24 protein-coding genes are annotated in these 19214 nt (G+C 44.7%); 3 read left to right on the top strand and 21 right to left on the bottom strand.

Features of this window, described 5'->3' with window-relative positions:
- Positions 1–388 precede the first annotated feature (388 nt).
- Positions 389–643, top strand: coding sequence for a sigma-70 family RNA polymerase sigma factor (locus tag P8F77_RS03055; RefSeq protein WP_347256333.1), 255 nt, complete (start codon positions 389–391; stop codon positions 641–643).
- Between the two features lie 5 nt (positions 644–648).
- On the top strand, positions 649–843 hold the full coding sequence (locus P8F77_RS03050; protein ID WP_051405248.1) for a helix-turn-helix domain-containing protein: 195 nt from the start codon (positions 649–651) through the stop codon (positions 841–843).
- A 221-nt stretch (positions 844–1064) separates the two neighbouring features.
- Here the strand turns inward: P8F77_RS03050 and P8F77_RS03045 are convergent, their stop codons facing one another.
- The 13 genes from P8F77_RS03045 to P8F77_RS02985 form a co-directional block, all read right to left on the bottom strand.
- Positions 1065–1358: a hypothetical protein gene (locus P8F77_RS03045; protein WP_287519914.1), complete on the bottom strand. Its 294-nt coding sequence runs from the start codon at positions 1356–1358 to the stop codon at positions 1065–1067.
- A gap of 46 nt (positions 1359–1404) precedes the next feature.
- Positions 1405–2274 (bottom strand): class II fructose-1,6-bisphosphate aldolase, encoded by an 870-nt coding sequence (fba, locus tag P8F77_RS03040; protein WP_024728599.1) that lies wholly within the window; start codon positions 2272–2274, stop codon positions 1405–1407.
- A 153-nt stretch (positions 2275–2427) separates the two neighbouring features.
- Positions 2428–2742 carry an AzlD domain-containing protein gene (locus P8F77_RS03035; RefSeq protein WP_347256332.1) on the bottom strand — a complete coding sequence of 105 codons (315 nt, stop codon included), beginning with the start codon at positions 2740–2742 and terminating at the stop codon, positions 2428–2430.
- Positions 2739–3443 (bottom strand): AzlC family ABC transporter permease, encoded by a 705-nt coding sequence (locus P8F77_RS03030; RefSeq protein WP_235824666.1) that lies wholly within the window; start codon positions 3441–3443, stop codon positions 2739–2741. The genes P8F77_RS03035 and P8F77_RS03030 overlap by 4 nt, the downstream gene beginning before the upstream one ends.
- 20 nt (positions 3444–3463) lie before the next feature.
- The gene (locus P8F77_RS03025) at positions 3464–5818 is read right to left on the bottom strand and encodes a homocysteine S-methyltransferase family protein (protein ID WP_024728602.1); all 2355 of its coding nucleotides are present in this window, start codon (positions 5816–5818) and stop codon (positions 3464–3466) included.
- Positions 5809–6435 (bottom strand): Vitamin B12 dependent methionine synthase, activation domain protein, encoded by a 627-nt coding sequence (locus P8F77_RS03020; RefSeq protein WP_347256331.1) that lies wholly within the window; start codon positions 6433–6435, stop codon positions 5809–5811. The genes P8F77_RS03025 and P8F77_RS03020 overlap by 10 nt, the downstream gene beginning before the upstream one ends.
- Entirely contained in the window at positions 6428–7324 is an 897-nt protein-coding gene (gene metF, locus P8F77_RS03015) for a methylenetetrahydrofolate reductase [NAD(P)H] (RefSeq protein ID WP_024728604.1), read from the bottom strand. Before metF ends, P8F77_RS03020 begins: the two co-directional genes overlap by 8 nt.
- A 130-nt stretch (positions 7325–7454) precedes the next feature.
- The gene (locus P8F77_RS03010) at positions 7455–8768 is read right to left on the bottom strand and encodes an O-acetylhomoserine aminocarboxypropyltransferase/cysteine synthase family protein (protein WP_347256330.1); all 1314 of its coding nucleotides are present in this window, start codon (positions 8766–8768) and stop codon (positions 7455–7457) included.
- Positions 8769–8938: 170 nt separating this feature from the next.
- Positions 8939–9292, bottom strand: coding sequence for a hypothetical protein (locus tag P8F77_RS03005; RefSeq protein ID WP_024728606.1), 354 nt, complete (start codon positions 9290–9292; stop codon positions 8939–8941).
- Between the two features lie 176 nt (positions 9293–9468).
- Positions 9469–9906, bottom strand: coding sequence for a hypothetical protein (locus P8F77_RS03000; RefSeq protein WP_024728607.1), 438 nt, complete (start codon positions 9904–9906; stop codon positions 9469–9471).
- A 300-nt stretch (positions 9907–10206) separates the two neighbouring features.
- Positions 10207–10554 (bottom strand): DUF2752 domain-containing protein, encoded by a 348-nt coding sequence (locus tag P8F77_RS02995; RefSeq protein WP_024728616.1) that lies wholly within the window; start codon positions 10552–10554, stop codon positions 10207–10209.
- A complete protein-coding gene (locus P8F77_RS02990; protein ID WP_024728617.1) occupies positions 10555–11160 on the bottom strand; it encodes a DUF4190 domain-containing protein in 606 nt (201 codons plus the stop codon).
- 5 nt (positions 11161–11165) lie between these two features.
- Positions 11166–11594 (bottom strand): GNAT family N-acetyltransferase, encoded by a 429-nt coding sequence (locus P8F77_RS02985; RefSeq protein ID WP_330625702.1) that lies wholly within the window; start codon positions 11592–11594, stop codon positions 11166–11168.
- Between the two features lie 92 nt (positions 11595–11686).
- Here P8F77_RS02985 and P8F77_RS02980 point away from each other — a divergent pair, with 92 nt between their 5' ends.
- A complete protein-coding gene (locus P8F77_RS02980; RefSeq protein WP_148459293.1) occupies positions 11687–12208 on the top strand; it encodes a phosphatase PAP2 family protein in 522 nt (173 codons plus the stop codon).
- Here the strand turns inward: P8F77_RS02980 and P8F77_RS02975 are convergent.
- The 8 genes from P8F77_RS02975 to P8F77_RS02940 are packed head-to-tail and all read right to left on the bottom strand — an operon-like array spanning position 12134 to position 19213.
- Complete coding sequence (locus P8F77_RS02975) at positions 12134–12586, bottom strand: DUF1934 domain-containing protein (RefSeq protein WP_024728620.1); 453 nt, start codon at positions 12584–12586, stop codon at positions 12134–12136. The genes P8F77_RS02980 and P8F77_RS02975 overlap by 75 nt on opposite strands.
- A 9-nt stretch (positions 12587–12595) precedes the next feature.
- Positions 12596–13414 (bottom strand): glutamate racemase, encoded by an 819-nt coding sequence (gene murI, locus P8F77_RS02970; RefSeq protein WP_024728621.1) that lies wholly within the window; start codon positions 13412–13414, stop codon positions 12596–12598.
- 2 nt (positions 13415–13416) lie between these two features.
- A complete protein-coding gene (locus P8F77_RS02965; RefSeq protein WP_024728622.1) occupies positions 13417–14469 on the bottom strand; it encodes a D-alanine--D-alanine ligase family protein in 1053 nt (350 codons plus the stop codon).
- 58 nt (positions 14470–14527) lie between these two features.
- On the bottom strand, positions 14528–15325 hold the full coding sequence (locus tag P8F77_RS02960; protein ID WP_287519925.1) for a glycerophosphodiester phosphodiesterase family protein: 798 nt from the start codon (positions 15323–15325) through the stop codon (positions 14528–14530).
- On the bottom strand, positions 15322–16671 hold the full coding sequence (locus tag P8F77_RS02955; RefSeq protein ID WP_024728624.1) for a CCA tRNA nucleotidyltransferase: 1350 nt from the start codon (positions 16669–16671) through the stop codon (positions 15322–15324). Before P8F77_RS02955 ends, P8F77_RS02960 begins: the two co-directional genes overlap by 4 nt.
- Before the next feature lie 9 nt (positions 16672–16680).
- On the bottom strand, positions 16681–18117 hold the full coding sequence (gene proS, locus P8F77_RS02950) for a proline--tRNA ligase (protein ID WP_024728625.1): 1437 nt from the start codon (positions 18115–18117) through the stop codon (positions 16681–16683).
- A gap of 52 nt (positions 18118–18169) precedes the next feature.
- A complete protein-coding gene (locus P8F77_RS02945; RefSeq protein WP_287519927.1) occupies positions 18170–18706 on the bottom strand; it encodes a hypothetical protein in 537 nt (178 codons plus the stop codon).
- Between the two features lie 6 nt (positions 18707–18712).
- The gene (locus P8F77_RS02940; protein WP_287519929.1) at positions 18713–19213 is read right to left on the bottom strand and encodes a tRNA (cytidine(34)-2'-O)-methyltransferase; all 501 of its coding nucleotides are present in this window, start codon (positions 19211–19213) and stop codon (positions 18713–18715) included.
- Between the last annotated feature and the right edge of the window lies 1 nt (position 19214).

The raw sequence follows: 19214 nt of genomic DNA, 5'->3' as shown, positions 1-19214 counted from the left end.
TATGGAAAGTTTTAAGGCATAATTTTATACAGTCATACACTACCTAACGGCATTTTTTCAACAACTGAATATCTCACAGCTTTAAAAGCTCGTACAGACTATATGTTTTGTACGGGCTTTTTATACACCTTTTTTTTTCTGTACTTTTCAAAAGTTATAAACAGTATTTCACTATGAAATATTTCGTTTATATAGTTTTGCTTTGGCAGTAAGGGGTGAAATTATGAGGACATCTTCTTTCGAGCATATCGTCAGATTACAGTTTAATGCTTTCATGATGATTGTTATTAAAGGCACATTATCAAGGCATAGAAGGCAGATTGCTAGGCGTTCTAAGTATGAAGTATTATTTTGTTAATTGCTTGAAATGAAACAGATTGAACATAGTGTGAATGATAACTATTCGCATGAATTTGTATCATTTCAAGTGATGAATTTTGTAATTCATATATCTGATGAAGAATTAAGTGCAGCATTGAAAGAATTAACAGAGAAACAGCGTAATGCTATCTTGTTGCATTTCTTTCAAGACATGAACGACAGAGAAATTTCAGAACTGTATCATGTATCACATTCTGCTATCAATAGCAGACGAGATAGAGGACTAAAGAAATTACAGAAGTTATTAAACGAAAGGAAATAGGAAAAATGAAAAAAGATTATGACTATCCCTCTTACGACCTTATTTGCAGAGTGACTAGCGGAGATGAAAAAGCGGTCAGAGAAATATTAGACTTTTATAATGCTTATATCTCTAAAATATGCTTGCGACCATGTTATTACGCAAATGGTACTGTACATATACAAGTTGATGAAGAACTAAAGGGAGAAATTCATGCGTAAATGATGAAAGCTATTTTAAAGTTTGAAATCAGAGTGAAGTAATCATTTAGCAAGAACAAAGGGAGATACACAGCTTTCATGTGCTATCTCCCTTATCGGTTTTATTGCCATATCAAGGCTCATTCAATCGTGGTAATTTCGTGGTAAAATGAATGTTTTTAGTTTTGAAATTGCTTATAGATATAGTGTTTATGCGGATAATTCCAAAACTCTTATAAAATTTAATATAAATCATTTATATTTTTATAATTTACTACCAAATAGTAAATTATAATAAAATTCAAGATGACATTCAGCGCCAGCACAAGCAGACACAGGACCTTCAGAATCCGGTTTTGGGGATAAGTAAATTGTACATTAAACAATACCATGGTAAAAAACCAGCTGAGACTGAAGATCAGGAAAATATTCTTTGTTCCGTCTTCCATGAACTCCAATGCTCTTACCGGTTTTTTCCTGATCCATGAGACAAAGAAAATACTGCCAGTAACTTTAATTTGGAATTTTTCATACACAAAAAGCGCATCTCATTTAGAGACGCGCTTTCCTAATATATTATTTTTATTCGTCTGCTTTTCCTTCAGATCCGAATAACTTGATCTTTGTGATCACCATGTCTTTGATCGCCTCTGTACCAGGAGCGAGTAATTTACGTGGGTCAAATCCTTTTCCTTCTCTGTCCTTGCCTGCTTCAATGTATCCGCGTGTAGCTTCGGCAAATGCAATCTGGCACTCCGTGTTTACGTTGATCTTTGCAACTCCGAGAGTAATTGCTTTTTTGATCATGTCATCAGGGATTCCTGTACCACCGTGCAGTACTAAAGGCATGTCTCCTGTCAGCTTCTGGATCGCATCCAATGTCTCGAAGCTTAAGCCTTCCCAGTTTTCAGGGTATTTTCCGTGGATGTTTCCGATTCCCGCTGCTAGCATCGTAACACCTAAGTCAGCGACCGCCTTGCACTCTTCAGGATCAGCACATTCACCTTTTCCGATAACTCCGTCTTCTTCTCCGCCGATAGAGCCTACTTCAGCTTCGATAGACATCCCCTTTCCTCTTGTTACCTGAACCAATTCCTTGGTTTTTTCAATATTCTCTTCGATCGGGTAGTGTGATCCGTCGAACATAACAGAAGAAAATCCTGCTTCGATACAAGCATTACATCCTTCATAAGAACCATGGTCTAAGTGAAGGGCAACCGGAACGGAAATATTTAATTCTTCCAACATTCCATTTACCATTCCAACCACTGTCTTATATCCTGTCATATATTTTCCTGCACCTTCAGAAACACCTAAGATCACCGGAGATCTTGTCTCTTCTGCTGCCAATAAGATTGCCTTTGTCCACTCCAGATTGTTGATGTTAAACTGTCCTACAGCGTAGTGTCCGGCTTTTGCCTTATTTAACATCTCTTTTGCTGATACTAACATGATAAATCCTCCATAATTCTTTAATGAATTGTTATTTTTTTCACATCAAACTTATTATATCCTATTTGACCAAGTTGCGCAAGTCACAGGGTCCCCAAAAAAGCCGGGGCTTACAGGCAAAACGTACTGCATTTGTTCCAGCTGTTCCATCTCTTATATCCGTATGAGCAGCATATACAGCACTGTTCCCCCGGCAATGCTGACCAGGGTGTTCCTTTTCCAAAGATGCAGGAGAATGACTGCCGCTCCTGCCGACAGACTCCACAGCTTTTGAAGGGCAGGCTGGATCGTCAGTTCCTTGAAACAATATACCACAAGAGCCCCAATGATGGCCGCAGGCAGTACCTTTCCCAGATATCCGATCATTTTAGGCATACCCTTCTTTCCTCCAAATAATACAAACGGAAGTACTCTCGTAAAAAGTGTCACAAATGCTACTATTGCCATAATAGAAATCGTCTTCATCATTCCTTCAATTCCCCCTTTTGCTCCTCTCTTATAAAACCAAGGCACATGACTGTCGCAAGAACAAGCAGCGATGGCAGTAAAAACCGGTCCGGTCCCAGCAGAATCAAAAAGAATACTGAAACGGCCAGCCCTGCTGCCGCTGCCCCGTGCTTTTTGGAATTTTTCCACTGGTCCAGAAAAATCACCAAAAACAGTGCTGTCATAGAGAATTCGATGCCCTTAAAATCAAACGGAAGCAGCCCTCCGGCCAGCACCCCAATCAGGGAACCAGCTGCCCAATAAGTCTGATCCAGCGCTGAGATCCAGAACATGATCCTGGGTTCCGCCTCTGCTTTTTCGTCCGGAATGGAGCAGAGGACCGAATACGTCTCATCTGTCAGAGAGAATACCATATAAGGATAATATCTGCCCATTTTCCGGAAACGTTCCACGAATGAGAGACCATAAAACATATGTCTGCCATTGATAAACAGTGTTGTCAGCGCCACAAGGCCCAGGGGCGCTCCGGCTGCAAGAAAAGACACTAATACAAACTGCATAGATCCGGCATAAATAAACAGGCTTGCAGCCAGTGTCCAGAACGGCCCGTATCCTGTCTTTGCCATGAGGATGCCGAAAGCAATGCCCAAAAATATATATCCGAAGAATACCGGTATGGATTTTTTGACTGCATATCTGAAATATTCTTTCGTGTTTTTCACTGTTGCTACCCCTCCAGGCATTAAATAATCCTTTCCAGGAGGGCCACAGATGCCATGGCATCCTCCGCATAGTAGTCGGCTCCGATATTTTTTGCAATATCTTCCGTGAGCACTGCTCCTCCCACCCAGATCGGACAGGTACAGTCTTCCTCCCTGAGTCTTTGAATGGTTTTTTCCATAGATACGACCGTGGTTGTCATCAGTGCGCTCAGACCGATGGCTTTCGGCTGATACTTGTTCCATGCCTCCGCCACTTTTTCAATCTTCACATCTTTGCCCAGATCGATAACACGGTATCCGTAGCTTTCCAGAACGACTTTGACAATGTTTTTCCCGATATCGTGGATATCTCCTTCTACGGTAGCCATAAGGACCGGTCCTTTTTCTTCGTTTGCGCCGGCGCTGAAGCACTTCTTTACAACCTCAAAGGCTTTCTTTGTCGTCTCTGCCGACTGGATCAGCTGAGGAAGAAAGATCTTTCCGGTCTCATAATCCTTTCCAACTACATTCAGTGCAGGAATGATCACTTCATTGATCAGTTCCAGCGGTTCTTTCTTTTCCAGTTCTTTTCTCGTCTTTGCCTCCACTTCCTCCTTCAGTCCGTGGATGATAATGTCATGGAGCGGGAATTCCGTCTGAACCGCTGTCTTCGTCTCTGCCGTATTTGACTGATTCCTGATGTAGCTTTCACTGTCGATATCTTTATAAAACAATACATGGAACGCATCAATGGTGCCCATCAGCTCCCTGTCCAGCGGATTGATGATCGGCAGATCCAGTCCGGCCTGCATGGCAAGTGCGAGAAATGTCCGGTTTAAGAGCGGACGGTTCGGAAGGCCGAAGGAGACGTTGGAGACGCCCAAAACAGTATGGACTCCCAGCTTCTTTACCATCTCGATGGCTTTTAACGTTTCCTTTACTTCCTTTTGCTGTGCAGAAGCCGTCAGGGTCAGGCAGTCGATGATGATCTCTTCTTTCCCGATGCCGTATTCAGCCGCCTTCGCAATGATTTTTTGTGCTATCTCAAACCGCTCTTCTGCTTTCAGAGGAATCCCCTCATCTAAAGTCAGACCGATTACAACGCCCCCGTACTTTTTCACAATAGGAAAAACAGCTTCCATGACTTCATCTTTTCCGTTGACAGAATTGATCAGCGGTTTCCCGTTGTAATACCGGCATGCCAGCTCAATGGCCCGGGCATTGGAACTGTCGATCTGAAGCGGAAGGGTGATCACTTCCTGGAGAAGTTTTACCACATGTTTCATCGTCTCCGGTTCGTCGATGCCCGGCAGGCCCACATTTACATCCAGCACATCGGCTCCCGCCTCATCCTGTTTGATCGCCTCCGATACGAGTTCATCATACCGTTCTTCTTTCAGGGCCAGCTTCAATTTTTTCTTTCCCGTCGGATTCAGCCGTTCCCCGCAGACAATGACCCGGTCTCCGAATGTGACGGTTTTTGTCTGACTGGATACTCTTGTCTTCTTTTCAATCTTTCTCGGAGCCGCTTTTTTCGGAGCTGCGGCTTTTAACTTCCTGATAAATTCGGGAGTCGTCCCACAGCATCCTCCCGCAGCGGAAATTCCGTCCTGTAAATATCCCTGCATCAGCCGGGCATATTCATCGCCGGTCACATGATAATGAGTCTCTCCATGTTCCAGACACGGAAGACCTGCGTTGGGCTGGATCATCACAGGCACAGAAGATACACTTAAAATTTCTTCAATGATCGGCCCGAGTTCTGCCGGTCCTAAAGAACAGTTGACACCCAGCATATCCGCTCCCAGCCCCTGCACCGTATTTACAAAGGTGACCGGATCATTTCCGGACAGCGTCCGCCTGTTCTGCTCAAAGGTCATAGTCACAAAGACCGGCAGGGACGTATGCTCTTTCACCGCCAGAATACCTGCCTTCACCTCATACAGATCGCTCATCGTCTCAAAAAGGACTGCATCCACATCGTCCTTCACCGTTTCCACCTGCGAAAGAACAATGTCATAGGCCTCATCAAACGTAAGGGTACCCATGGGTTCCAGAAGCTGTCCGATGGGACCGATGTCGAGTACGATATAGGCATCATGCTCACGTCCTGCATTTTTTCTTGCCTCATTTGCATTGGAAACCGCGGCACGCAGCATATCCCGGTATCCGTACTTTGACTCCTGCATTTTCAGTTCATTGCATCCGAACGTATTGGTCGTGATAAAGTCCGCTCCGGCCTCAAGATATTTTTCATGGATGGAAATGATCAGCTCCGGCCTGTCAATATTTAATTCTTCTGGGATATCTCCGGCACGGAGCCCTGCCTCCTGAAGCTGGGTCCCCATGGCTCCGTCAAATATGAGTAAGTCTTTTCCGATTCTGTCTAGTAACATCTCTGGCCTCTCTTTCTAAATACACAGTCTTCTCTCATCACACACTGTCCGCACTGTTTCTTCCTCTCAGGCGTGCCGATACCCATGAGACCCAGCATGGATTTCTGGGGAATCATCAGATGATCGGGCGTAAGCGTGACCCCAAGAGTTTTCCCGACATCGAGCACTCTTGCGATCTCCCGGTTGAGGGACAGCGGAATATCACCATAGCCCGGACAGAGGCGGTATGATCTGTTTGGATACCCCAGCCCTTCTTCATACTCGTCGCAGTAAGCTTCCAGATAAGCGCTTCCCACCGCATCCATAACAGCCGCTTTTGTCATGTTGCTCTTTTCGTAGTATTTTACCTTCCGCTCCAGGGTGACTCCAAGAGTTGCTCCGATAAAAAGGCAGTGGCTGCACTGCAAAAAAGCCTCCCGGATCTGATCCCCGGGAAGAGACAGTCCCAATTCTTTTATCTGCGGCAGAGCTCCGAACAGTTCAAACCTGCGGGAAACAGCCTTGGGCTGGGAAACCTGTTTCACCTCCCGGATACATTCATCCAGCAGGCTTTCCATCTCATCCGTGATCTGCTGCCCCGTATGCCCTAAGTATTTCAGTGCATTTTCTTTAATCATGATTCAGCTCTTTTAACACCGTCGGAATATTTCCGAAGATCCTCTGCGCGATTTCGGGCTTATTCATCGTGTAAATGTGAATCCCGTCCACCCCGTTCGTGATCAGATCGATGATCTGGTGGGCTGCATAGTTGATCCCGATCTCCTTCATCGCTTCAGGATAATTGTAATAAGTCTCAATCATTGTGGAAAGCTGGAACGGAATGGAGCAGCCGCACAGTTTGGCCGTGCGCAAAAGAGATTTTGCATTCGTCACCGGCATGATCCCTGCAAGGATCGGAACAGTGATTCCTATTTTTCTCGCTTCTTTCACCAGCCGGTAATAATAGCTGTTGTCAAAGAAAATCTGGGTAATCAGGTATTCTGCTCCTGCATCCACCTTTTTTTTCAGTGCCTCCAGATCATCCCGGAAACAGTCCGCTTCCTGATGGACCTCCGGATAACATGCCCCGGAAAGGCAGAAAGATTCCCCGAAATTCTCCCTAATAAATCCGTTCAGTTCGCTGGCATAGTGAAACTCCAGATCCATTCCCCGGTATTTTTCTTCTTCTCCCACAGGATAGTCTCCCCTCAGTGACAGGATATTATCGACATTGTGCTCCTTTAATGCCCTGCATTCCGTGAGAATATCTTCTTTTGTGGATGTGATGCAGCTTAGGTGGGCTACGGACTCGATCTGATACTTATTTTTAATGACCGATGCGATCTCCACGGTCTTTCCCTTGGAAGACCCACCGGCTCCGTATGTAACACTGATAAAATCCGGGTCAAGTTTTGCCAGTTCCTCAATGGTATAATAGATGGAAGAAATATCCCCTTCTTTGCTCTTGGGCGGGAATACTTCAAATGAAATGGTAGCCTTTTCTTTTAGTAATTCTGATATCTTCATCTGCTTCTCCTTTATTCCTGTAATACATTAAAGCAATTTTATCATGTTCGATTTTCTCTGTCTATACAGAAAAAGCGATGCCTGCAGGGCTTTATAAAGCCTGAGCAGACATCGTTTTCTGCAGATTTTTCTATTTTTGAACTGCCTTAAAAGCTTCACTCAAATCTTCAAGGATATCGTCTATATTCTCCGTTCCGATGGAAAGGCGGATAGTATTGGGCTTTAATCCCTGTTCTTTCAATTCTTCCTCATTCAGCTGTGAGTGGGTTGTGGACGCCGGATGGATCACCAGGGATTTCACATCGGCCACATTGGCCAGCAGGGAAAAGATCTCCAGATTGTCGATAAACTCTTTCGCCGTCCTGTCATCCCCCTTGATCTCAAATGTAAAGATTGAACCTCCTCCGTTTGGAAAATATTTTTCATATAATCTCTTTTGTTCTCTGTCCTGTGTGACAGATGGGTGATGCACTGCTTCTACCTGGGGATGCCTGCTCAAAAATTCCACTGTTTTCAACGCGTTTTCCACATGCCGCTCCACCCTCAAAGACAAGGTCTCCAATCCCTGGAGAAACAAAAATGCATGAAACGGAGACAGTGCTGCCCCCATATCTCTAAGCAGAATAGCACGGATCTTTGTGACAAATGCGGCTCTGCCCGCTGCTTTCGTAAAGCTGATGCCGTGATAGCTTGAATTTGGTTCTGTTAGGGAAGGGAATTTCCCGGATGCCTCCCAGTCAAAATTGCCGCTGTCTACAATGACTCCTCCGATGGCAGTCCCATGTCCTCCGATGAACTTGGTTGCCGAATGTATAACGATGTCAGCTCCGTACTCGATAGGCCGGATCAGATAAGGAGTCCCGAATGTATTGTCAATCACAAGTGGGATCCGATGTCTGTGTGCAATCTCTGCCATCTTCTCAATATCCGCCACATCTGAATGGGGATTGCCCAATGTTTCAATAAAGACTGCCTTTGTATTTTCTTTGACGGCGGCTTCCACGGCTCCGTCCTTAAAAATGTCCACAAAGGTTGTTTCCACTCCGAATTCCGGCAGCGTGTGGGCCAAAAGATTATAGCTTCCGCCATAAATATTTTTTGCCGCAACAATATGATCTCCATTTTGTGCAAGGTTCTGGATAGTATATGTAATAGCTGCTGCGCCGGATGCGGTAGCAAGTGCCGCCGTTCCTCCTTCCAGGGCTGCTACACGCTGTTCAAATACATCCTGGGTTGGATTGGTCAGTCTGCCGTAAATGTTTCCCGCATCACTCAGGTTAAACCGGGCCGCCGCATGTTCGCTGTTGTGGAACACATAAGAGGACGTCTGGTAAATGGGAACCACCCTGGCATCAGTGGCCGGATCAGCCTGCTCCTGCCCAACATGCAGCTGCAGTGTTTCAAATTTTAAATTTCTTTCCTCTCTGGATTTCTTCTGATACATGGTTTTGTCTCCTTTTCCTATATGATTGCTATGAATTGTTTTGTTGTATTATAAAAAGCATTTCATATAAAGTCAATAGGAAATTGGAATTTTATTTATTTAATATCTGCTTTATGAAACATTTTGAAAATTCGGGATATTTATTTAGTATAAACAAGGAGATATGAGTACTACGCAACTTTAACTCTAGCTCCTGGTTCTTTAGCTATACCTTCTGTATAATTATATGTTCCTCTTAATCTGACATCCGAATGCTTCTTTGTAATAGTTTCTTGTACATCATCGCCTTCCTGAAAACTATAAGAAGCTTTTTTGGCACTATTTAAATCAATCTCTGCATTTTGATTGCTGGGTACTGCTGTCAACTTCACCATTTCATACTCGCTTAACTGCTCCCCATTATTGTAAGTCTCTATTCTTTCAGGTCTTTTGGGAATAAAAGAATACTCAACTCTATTGTCTTCATACTCCGTAATTTGAATGTCTGCAAATTGACTAAGATCTTTCAGTTTATCAGAAATCACTTTTTGTATTGAATTTACTTCACTTGAAAACCTATCATTCTCAATTCTTTCAACTGAGGCTATTTATGACGTCTCAATATTATCTTTAATTAAGCAATTATCATTGCCATATACAATTGTTGGGAATAACATTCCAACACTTAACATCACTACACACCAACACTTTTTCCTCAATCTCATAATTCCTCCTTTCGGGACAACAGTTTTCTTCTTACAATGAATAATAAAAAAACATATGTTACAGCAATTAACCTTGCAGAACGAAACGGTTTATCTAAAACACGCCCAACCTGAAATCCATAATTCACCAACATATCTCTTACAAATTCGTTTAATACAGTTGTTAAAATTGGAATTTCTACAATAAACATTTCAATCACCATTTGCTTTTTTGAAACGGGTTTTAATATCTCCAAATATAACAAAATCCCAAACATTAACCCTAATATAAGATACATAACCGGTTTAGAAATCATTGCAATTGTAATATATTGTAGTTTCCTTTCTATTAAGAATCCATCTGCAATAAATGAATATAATCTACCAAATGCATAACAAAATATAATAAATACGAAACTCCAACATATATGATTCCCTAAGCTTTTTCTATCCATATTTATCCTCCTAATATATCTGAATATTATCATCTATATATGTAGTTGTAAATATATTTTCTATTTATATTCAATTTTTTATATTTCTGTAATTTAGATAAAACTTCTAAGTTTTATTTCATAATTAAACTTTCTGGAAATTTTAACTTGACCACTTCATTTTTGTCTTTTAGAATATAAAATTGATGATTTTGCCGTCTCTTGTCTATTTCTAAGTATACATCATTCATAAACAAATAAAAAAAGCAGTGCCGGAATCTTTTTCGTATCCGCACTGCTTTCGATATACCACAAGTTTAATTAATAAAAATCTCCCAAATAATCATAATGATAAAAATACAATCCGATATCTCTGAGTATTCCAAATCCAAAAAATATCGCCAGTCCCACATACAGCATCCACATACGGAACCGAAAAATCTCTCCGGTTCCCTTTCCGGTTTTCCTGACCGCTGCCCCGACGGCAAGCCACCCTGCAATTAAGACAAGATAGGTAAACGTTGGATTGCATTTCAGCGATGTCAAAAAATCAAGTCTTAAAAAAGCCAGTGCTGCCCTGGTCCCTCCGCAGGCGGGGCAGTAAAGGTTGGTGGCCAGTTTAAATATGCATGGGAATGTTGGGATGAATCTCCAGATCTTCTGCATCATTTAGATTTCTTCGTCCCAGTTGTCGCTTGTATCTACATCGTCCGTATCATCCCAGATATCATCATCGTCAGAATTGGTGTCATGGGTATCATACTTGTTGATGTAGCTTTCGTAATCGTCGCTTGCAAGATTTACAGCCACAAAGACAGTGATCATGATGGAGAGGACCAGCCCACAGATGCCGCAGATCAGACCTGCCACAGCCTTGCCGTCCTTCTTTCCCATGTATTTCGGGGAAATACAAAATAATACGATCGCAACGATGCCGAGGACAAATGACACCGGGAAACAGCAGCAGGCCAGGGCTATCGCCAAGACTCCAAGTACAAGAGAGACCGTTGCATAGTTGTTTTGAGGCGGCTCTTCCTGACTCTGATATGCGGGTCCGCCGGTCTGGCCTCCCTGATATCGGTAATCAGCCTGCCGGTTCTCCTGATAATAGTATCCGCTCTCACCGACTACAATCGTATCGGATGAAGCAGTCTGATTCTGGTTCTGCTCCGCTTCGGCTGCACTCCCGGCCTCAGTCTCTTCCTGAATGCACTCTTCCTCCGCCGGCTGTTTGATCTCTTCTCCCGTATAAGGGTCATATCTCTTCTCTTCCATATATTTTATGCTCTCCTTTCATTTAGGTATCTTATCATGCCGGGTCCCAGACTCTCGTTGGGTCTGGAAATAAAACCATGGGCCTCATAAAAGGCTTCTCTTCCCTTTGCACACATCAGATCCAGCATCATCTCCGTATCATCCTCCCTGATACTCTCCACGAAAGCAACCAGATTCTCAATCAGTTTGCTCCCCACTCCGGCCTTTTGGTAGTCCGGGTGTATCATGAGATCCTGAATATAGCAGATGACCGCTCCGTCCCCTACGATCCTTCCCATGCCGACGATCCTGTCATCCGCATAGGCCGCCACCACATAAAGACTGTTTTTCAGCGCCTTCACGGCCTGAGTTCTTGAGAGCTTTTTAAAGCCTACAGCTTCCCGGAGCCAAAGGTAGGTATCCACTCCGATGTTATTTGCAACTAGTGTAATCATCTTCATTCCTTCTATCTGTTGTAATTCATTTTGATATTATAACACGAAGCCGGGTTTTGTGATATAATTTAGTAAAAAAGTGAGGAGACTTTATGGATTTTGAAATACTCAACTTTATACAAACACATTTAAGAGCCCCGTTCCTGGATGATTTCTTCTCCAGGATCACACATTTAGGCGACGCGGGCACGATATGGATTCTGATCGCGGTTTTCCTTTCGTTCACAAAAAAATACAGAAAAGCGGGTGTCGGCATGCTCATTGCCATGCTGGTCACTTACATACTGGGAGATCATATCATCAAACCTCTCGCAGGCCGGGCGAGACCTTTTACTCACCGGGATATCGAACTGCTGATCCCGCCTCCGGGCCAGTATTCTTTCCCGTCCGGTCACACGGCTTCTTCTTTCTGTGCCGCCGTATACTTGTTTTTATACAACAAAAAGCTGGGAATCCCAGCTTTTGTCCTGGCAGCACTGATCGCGTTCAGCAGGCTTTATCTGTATGTACATTTTCCAACCGATGTCCTCGGCGGAATCCTACTGGGCACTGTCTGTGCAGTCTCTGTTTTCCGGCTGTTTGGACGCAATGGACACGTCGATGGAGCAGTCTGAAACATGATCTGAGTTGATGGACAGTCCGTAGTCGATGTGCAGCGCCATACTGTCCTCTTTCTCCTCAAAGTCGATCTTGCTTGTGTTAATCCCAAGCAGAAGACTTCCGAAAGGAGTGTCATAATAAGTGAGGTTTTCTTTTCCCCGCTCAAATACCATATGGGAGCTGCTGGCTCCCTTTTTTGTTACTTCCACGATTTTCGGGCTGATCTTGAGACGGTTTTTTACGACCTGGGAATCATCGGTCAGCTCATCATATATGACATAGTGCTTTCCATTTTTCAGATAATAATCCCCTGTCGTCATCAATTCGATGGGTTCTTCCGTGCCGGCATCCAGTTGAAGACCGGAAATATTGATAATCACTTCTTTGTTCATTTGTCTCCTCTAATACCTTTCAATATCTATAGGGTGTACTTTTTCCACATGACAGGGCAGAACCCGGTCCGCAAAACTCAAAAACTGGTCTTCCATATCGCTGACATAATAATGATACTCAGCTGTATGGCCGCTTTCCGCTTCCATCTCCCTTTCTCTCAGCAGTTCCTTCAGGGATTTTGCCGTCTCGTAGGCAGGATTAATCAAAGTCACATCGTCGCCCACAAAATTTTTGATAGGATTTTGAAGCAGAGGATAGTGAGTACATCCAAGGATCAGGGAATCGATCTGATACTGGTCAAACTCCCTCAAATATCTGGATACCATATCTTCTGTGATCCTGTCGTCGATCAGTCCCTCTTCCACGAGAGGCACGAACAGAGGACAGGCTTTTGTCACCACTGTTACATCCGGATTCAGTTCCCTTAAATACTTCCCATATTGGCCGCTCTTTACAGTGGCATTGGTCCCAATGATGCCGATATGGTGATTCTTCGTGGCCCTGGCAGCCGCAACGGCCCCCGGACGCACCATGCCGATCATGGGAACGATATATTCCTGCTGGAGCTTGTGCATGGCAAGGGCGCTGGCCGTATTGCAGGCTATCACGATAGCCTTTACATTTTTGCTCAGCAAGAAATTCACGATCTGCCTGGAATAACGGATGACCGTATCTTTCGACTTCGTACCATAGGGCACCCTGGCCGTATCGCCGAAATAGATCAGGCTCTCATCGGGGAGCTGTCTCATGATCTCCCGGGCTACGGTAAGCCCCCCGACCCCTGAGTCAAACACTCCGATGGGTGCATTGTCATGTACATTGCTCATTTTTATTCAAACCTTTCTTCCGCAAGACGGATCAGTTCGTCTGCAAGGGCCGGAGTTGTGATTCCCTGTGCCGCCCAGAGCATCGGATACATGCTGATGGACGTAAAGCCGGGAAGGGTATTGATTTCATTAAATACTACTTCCCCGTCCTCTGCAATAAAGAAGTCCACACGGGAAAGCCCGTATCCGTCCACCGCCTTAAAAATATCAGCTGCGGATTTCCGGATCTCCTCTCTCGTTTCTTCCGACATCGGAGGATCGATCAGGGTCTTTGATTCTTCGTTGTTATATTTAGCATCATAATCATAGAAATCGGCAGCGGCCAGAATTTCTCCCACACCGGAAGCCTTTATCTCTTTTCCTCCGAGGACTGCACATTCCACTTCCCTTCCCACGATAGTCTCTTCCACTAAAATATTGCGGTCATGTTCAGCGGCCTTTAACAGTGCCTTTGAAAGCCCTTCCCTGTCCTCAGCCTTGGAAACTCCCACAGAAGACCCTGCACGGGAAGGTTTCACAAACATCGGATAAGAAAGCTTTGCCTCCGCCCTGTCAAGAGCATCCTCCATCTGGTCCAGATCGCTCCTGCGGATATGGACAAACCGGGCCTGCCGGATTCCAAGATCCTCCACGATAATCTTTGTATAAACCTTATCCATCGATACTGCAGAAGCCAATACTCCGCATCCCACATACGGAATCCGGGCCATCTCAAACAGTCCCTGGATCGTTCCGTCCTCTCCGTTTAAACCGTGAAGCACCGGGAAAATTACATCCACAGGCTGCAGCCGGTATGTACCCTCTGCGAGGAGTACCAATGCCCTGTCTTCCGTATCCGGAGAGATGATCGCATTCACCCTGGATTCTCTCCAGCTTCCGTCCTCAATATCTTTTAATTTATCCACAAGCAGCCAGCGGCCGTCTTTTGTTATCCCCACTAAAATCACATTATACTTTTCTTCATCCAGGCTTCGTATGACTGTGGCAGCCGAAACACAGGATACTTCATGTTCGGAGGATCTTCCCCCGAAGATCACAGCGATATTTTTCTTCATATCTGACTTACATCTCCTTCCGAGTGCGCAATGTTATCATATTCACGCTCCGCGTACATTATATCATAAACTTTTCAAAAATAAATCCATAAAACTTTCTGCGGTACTTTTCATATTCCTCTCTGCTTCGGAAAGTCCATCCATAGACCGGAATACCGGAAATCTTCCGACACAGCCTCAGGGACGGCTCCTCCCAGTAAATATATTTGTATGCAATAAAATCCGGTTTGGCCGCAAAATTCGTCAAAAGATTCTGCTCTGCCCAGAAGGCAAGCTGATTCCCCCTATGACGATCTTTTCTGAAATTCATGGACAGCTGCCCGCGTATGACTTCCGGACGGTTTAGTCTGAACCAGAACAGTGCAAACGGATGAAAGGACTCCATACAGTAAAGTCCCCGGTACTGATCCAGTGCTTCCGCCGCCAGCCGGCAGAGTTTCCGGTCGCAGTGCTCCATTTTCAGTTCCACCAGGAGCGGCACCTTTCCGTCTACCAAAGCCAGCACATCCGCAAACCGTGGAATCCGTTCTTTTGTCTCCATCAGAGAATATCTCTTAAGCTCCCGATAAGTCAGATCACGGATCTTTTTATTGACGCCGCAGGTTCTTTTCAAATCGTAATCATGATGGACCACCATCACATCATCTTTGGTAAGCTGTACATCCAGTTCAATCCCGTATCCGTAAACGACCGCAATCCTGAAAGCCGCCATGGAGTTTTCCGGTATCCCGTCAAAACCGTGGAGTCCCCGGTGTGCAAAGCATTTTGTTTCCAGCACCGGATGCTTTCTCGGCTTCCCCGGATAGATCATATACAGGTAAAGAAAAATACAAAACGGAATCACAAGTATGATCATAGCTCTCCTCTTTTCTCCCTGACAGCCTGCTCCAATACTTCTCTTTTATTTTGGGCCGGATCTTCCAGCACAAGTTCTAGGAGTCCTGTCAGCATTTCTCCTATTTCTTTGCCGGGTTTCATTCCCAGACTGATCAGATCCTTTCCGTCAAGGGCCAGATCCTTCACCTGAAGACAGTCCTTTTCCTCTTTGATTTCCTCAAACAGCAGTCTCGTACTGTCAAGGATCCGCTGCTTTTCTTCCTGCATAAAAGTGCTCTGGGCTGATATATCTGCCTGCTGGATTTTTACAAGCTTTTCAAACAGCGGCACAGAAATCCTGCTGGCCCAGCGTCTCACAGTCTTTTTATTGACTTCACCCAAAGAAGCGAACCGTACATCATGCCAGTATACAAGTCTGGTCACCTGCTTTATCGTTTGGTTGTCAAATTTCAGCCTTCTCAAAATCTTCCTGGACATCTCTTCTCCGATGATATTATGCCCCTGAAAGCTGTCTTTTACCTTTCCCTCGACTCTGGCTTCAGGCTTTCCCACATCGTGGAGCAGCATAGTCCACCGCAGAATATGGTCAGGCTCAGTATTTTTTAAAGCCTCCACCGTATGAACTCCTACGTTATAGCAGTGATGGGGGTTGTTCTGAGGTGTCTCCATCATCCGGTCAAATTCCGGGAGCACCACTTTTGTAACTCCCAGATCATATGCGTCAAGGATCGTTTCCGGGTGATCGGACAGGAGAAGCTTTGTGAGCTCCGTCTGAATCCTCTCTGCACTGATATCTTTTAAGAACTTCGCCTGTTTTTGTATGGCCTGCTTTGTCTCTTCTTCTATCACAAATCCAAGCTGTGCCTGAAAACGCAGTGCTCTCAAAATCCTGAGCGCATCCTCATCAAAACGTCTGCGGGCATCCCCCACACAGCGGATGGTCTTCTTTTTGAGATCCTCCGCTCCGCCGTAATAATCGATCAGTCCGTCCCTGTCATTGTATGCCATGGCATTGATGGTGAAATCTCTTCTCAGCAGATCTTCTTTCAGGGATTTAGTAAAACAGACTTCCTCCGGCCTTCTATGGTCTTTGTATTCTCCATCCACCCGGTAAGTGGTCACTTCAAATGGTTCTTTTCCCATCATGACTGTCACCGTACCGTGAGCAATTCCCGTATCGATCGTATATGAAAAAATCTCCTTTACTTGGTAAGGAGATGCGGATGTGGTAATGTCCCAGTCCGTAGGACATTTCCCCAAAATGCAGTCCCGGACCGGGCCGCCTACGACATATGCTTCGTAGCCGGCCTGTTCCAGCTGATTTATGATCTGTTTTGCTTTTTCAGGTATCACAATCTTAAACATAAAATTCCTTTAATATGCTTTTCCGAAAAGAACCATCTTCTTAGCCGGTTTTCCGCAGTGCACACACACGTCCCCGAGATGTTCCTGTACAAAAGGCATACATCTGGTTGTAGCTCCTGTCTCGTCCTTGATGGCTTCTTCACACTCGGTTTCCCCGCACCACATTGCTTTAACAAAGCCCTGCTGCTTTTCAATGATCTCCGTAAACTCATTCCAGTTTCCTGCCTCGTGAGTATTCTCCTCTAAATGCTTTTTAGCCCGTTCCAGCATGTCTTTCTGCATCTGGTCAAGCACCTCTGAAAGCTTTGTTTCGATCTCGTCAAGGGAAACAAAGACTTTTTCTCTCGTATCGCGACGCACAATCACTGCCTGGTTCTTTTCGATATCTTTCGGTCCGATCTCAATCCTGGTCGGGATTCCCTGAACTTCCTGTTCACTGAACTTCCATCCCGGACTCTTGTCGGAATCGTCTACTTTTACTTTATAGTTTTTAGAAAGACGTTCTCTGATCTCTTCTGCTTTTTCAAGAACTCCTTCCTTCTTTTGCATGATCGGCACGATCATCGTCTGAACCGGTGCGATTTTCGGAGGCAGCACGAGCCCTGAATCATCACCATGGACCATAATAATAGCCCCGATGATACGCGTGGACATGCCCCATGATGTCTGATGGACATACTGAAGTTTGTTATTCTTATCAGTATACTGAATATCGAATGCCTTTGCAAACCCGTCACCGAAGTTATGGCTTGTCCCTGACTGAAGAGCCTTTCCGTCATGCATCAGTGCTTCGATCGTATAAGTCGCATTGGCTCCTGCGAACTTTTCTTTCTCCGTCTTCTGTCCTTTGACAACCGGAATTGCCAGATATTTTTCACAGAAATCTGCGTACATATTTAGCATTTGGACTGTGCGCTCCTCAGCCTCGTCCGCCGTCGCATGGGCCGTGTGGCCTTCCTGCCAGTAAAATTCAGAGGTGCGCAGGAACGGTCTCGTGCTCTTTTCCCAGCGTACTACGGACACCCACTGATTATATAATTTCGGAAGGTCCCTGTAAGACTGGATGATATTAGAGTAAAAATCACAGAACAGAGTTTCAGAAGTCGGCCTTACACAGAGACGCTCCTCGAGCTTCTTATTCCCTCCGTGAGTTACCCACGCAACTTCCGGCGCAAAGCCTTCCACGTGGTCCTTTTCTCTCTCCAAAAGGCTTTCCGGAATAAACATCGGCATTGCCACATTTTCCACACCTGTCTCTTTAAATTTAGCATCCATTACTTTCTGAATATTTTCCCAAATGGCATATCCGTTGGGGCGAAGGATCATGCATCCTTTTACACTGGAATATTCAATTAATTCTGCCTTTTTAACAACGTCGGTATACCACTGTGCAAAGTCTTCATCCATTGCAGTGATGGCTTCTACCAACTTCTTTTCTTTTGCCATGTGATTGATCTCCTTCTTATCTCTTAATTTATTTAAAATATCTTTTTATTTCTCATGTACTGCCCTGTCTGATGTCATCTTCCGTCTTACTGCGTATTCTTATCTTTTCCTGCTGCTTTAATTCCATATAAAAAGTGGCCAGAGAAACCTGAACCCATGGAGCGACCACCAGAACGCCCACTCCCAGGAGCAGCAGACCGATAAACAGCCGCGGGATAAAAAACAGCCAAAACGTGATTAATCTCAAGTAATTACCATGCATCATTAAAACTTTTCTCAGAAGCAGCCATAAGATTCCTTTTGACTTATTCTGAAATACATAAAAGATATATTCTACGTTCGCTTCCACACCCATCGCTGTCATCATACAAGCAAAAATATTTCCTGTCCAAAAAATGAACATCAGCAGCTGTTTTGAAATTTGTATCAGCAATGCAGGCGCCAGAAAAGGGAACAACATTACTAAGCCTATTTTCCATGTTTGAAGACCCATGACGATCATTATAATAATGACTTCAATTATAACCAAAGTGTAGAGGCTGTCTTTCGCCCTTGTCTTCGTTAATTCCCAAATATCCCTGAATTTCATTCTTTCCTACCACTCGTAGCGGTGCAGCTGTCCTTCTCTCTGGAAATGGCCGAATCCCTGCTGTCTCAGCACCTCATAGGCGACAATCGCCACAGAGTTTGACAGGTTCAGAGAACGGATTTCAGGAAGCATCGGAATCCTGACTGCCGTCTCCTTGTAATCAAGCAGGATTTCTTCCGGTATGCCGGCACTCTCCTTGCCGAACATCAGAAAGACATCTTCATCCGCTCCCTCATAAGTAACATCTCCATAGGTCTGCCTGGATTTCGTAGTTGCCATGTAAATTTTAGGATGATGATTTCTCTCAAGAAAATCTTCAAAATTCACATAGGTCCTCACATCCAGGTGCTCCCAGTAGTCCAGCCCTGCCCTTTTGATCATCTTTTCATTCAGTTTAAATCCCAGTGGTTCGATCAGATGCAGGACCGCGCCGCAGGCAACGCATGTCCTTCCGATATTTCCAGTGTTGGCCGGCATCTCCGGCTCATGCAGAACAATATGCAGCATG

The sequence above is a fragment of the Anaerostipes sp. PC18 genome (assembly GCF_039789045.1).
Taxonomy (GTDB): domain Bacteria; phylum Bacillota; class Clostridia; order Lachnospirales; family Lachnospiraceae; genus Anaerostipes; species Anaerostipes hominis.
This window is presented reverse-complemented; position numbering and strand designations above follow the sequence as displayed.

Excerpts from the sequence above, each read along its gene's own strand:
- P8F77_RS03050 (WP_051405248.1), top strand. The coding sequence starts at position 649 with ATGAAAAAAGATTATGACTATCCCTCTTACGACCTTATTTGCAGAGTG.
- fba (WP_024728599.1), bottom strand. The coding sequence starts at position 2,274 with ATGTTAGTATCAGCAAAAGAGATGTTAAATAAGGCAAAAGCCGGACAC.
- P8F77_RS03035 (WP_347256332.1), bottom strand. The coding sequence starts at position 2,742 with ATGATGAAGACGATTTCTATTATGGCAATAGTAGCATTTGTGACACTT.
- P8F77_RS03025 (WP_024728602.1), bottom strand. The coding sequence starts at position 5,818 with ATGTTACTAGACAGAATCGGAAAAGACTTACTCATATTTGACGGAGCC.
- P8F77_RS03020 (WP_347256331.1), bottom strand. The coding sequence starts at position 6,435 with ATGATTAAAGAAAATGCACTGAAATACTTAGGGCATACGGGGCAGCAG.
- metF (WP_024728604.1), bottom strand. The coding sequence starts at position 7,324 with ATGAAGATATCAGAATTACTAAAAGAAAAGGCTACCATTTCATTTGAA.
- P8F77_RS03010 (WP_347256330.1), bottom strand. The coding sequence starts at position 8,768 with ATGTATCAGAAGAAATCCAGAGAGGAAAGAAATTTAAAATTTGAAACA.
- P8F77_RS03000 (WP_024728607.1), bottom strand. The coding sequence starts at position 9,906 with ATGGATAGAAAAAGCTTAGGGAATCATATATGTTGGAGTTTCGTATTT.
- P8F77_RS02995 (WP_024728616.1), bottom strand. The coding sequence starts at position 10,554 with ATGATGCAGAAGATCTGGAGATTCATCCCAACATTCCCATGCATATTT.
- P8F77_RS02990 (WP_024728617.1), bottom strand. The coding sequence starts at position 11,160 with ATGGAAGAGAAGAGATATGACCCTTATACGGGAGAAGAGATCAAACAG.
- P8F77_RS02985 (WP_330625702.1), bottom strand. The coding sequence starts at position 11,594 with ATGATTACACTAGTTGCAAATAACATCGGAGTGGATACCTACCTTTGG.
- P8F77_RS02980 (WP_148459293.1), top strand. The coding sequence starts at position 11,687 with ATGGATTTTGAAATACTCAACTTTATACAAACACATTTAAGAGCCCCG.
- P8F77_RS02975 (WP_024728620.1), bottom strand. The coding sequence starts at position 12,586 with ATGAACAAAGAAGTGATTATCAATATTTCCGGTCTTCAACTGGATGCC.
- murI (WP_024728621.1), bottom strand. The coding sequence starts at position 13,414 with ATGAGCAATGTACATGACAATGCACCCATCGGAGTGTTTGACTCAGGG.
- P8F77_RS02965 (WP_024728622.1), bottom strand. The coding sequence starts at position 14,469 with ATGAAGAAAAATATCGCTGTGATCTTCGGGGGAAGATCCTCCGAACAT.
- P8F77_RS02960 (WP_287519925.1), bottom strand. The coding sequence starts at position 15,325 with ATGATCATACTTGTGATTCCGTTTTGTATTTTTCTTTACCTGTATATG.
- P8F77_RS02955 (WP_024728624.1), bottom strand. The coding sequence starts at position 16,671 with ATGTTTAAGATTGTGATACCTGAAAAAGCAAAACAGATCATAAATCAG.
- proS (WP_024728625.1), bottom strand. The coding sequence starts at position 18,117 with ATGGCAAAAGAAAAGAAGTTGGTAGAAGCCATCACTGCAATGGATGAA.
- P8F77_RS02945 (WP_287519927.1), bottom strand. The coding sequence starts at position 18,706 with ATGAAATTCAGGGATATTTGGGAATTAACGAAGACAAGGGCGAAAGAC.
- P8F77_RS02940 (WP_287519929.1), bottom strand. The coding sequence starts at position 19,213 with ATGCTGCATATTGTTCTGCATGAGCCGGAGATGCCGGCCAACACTGGA.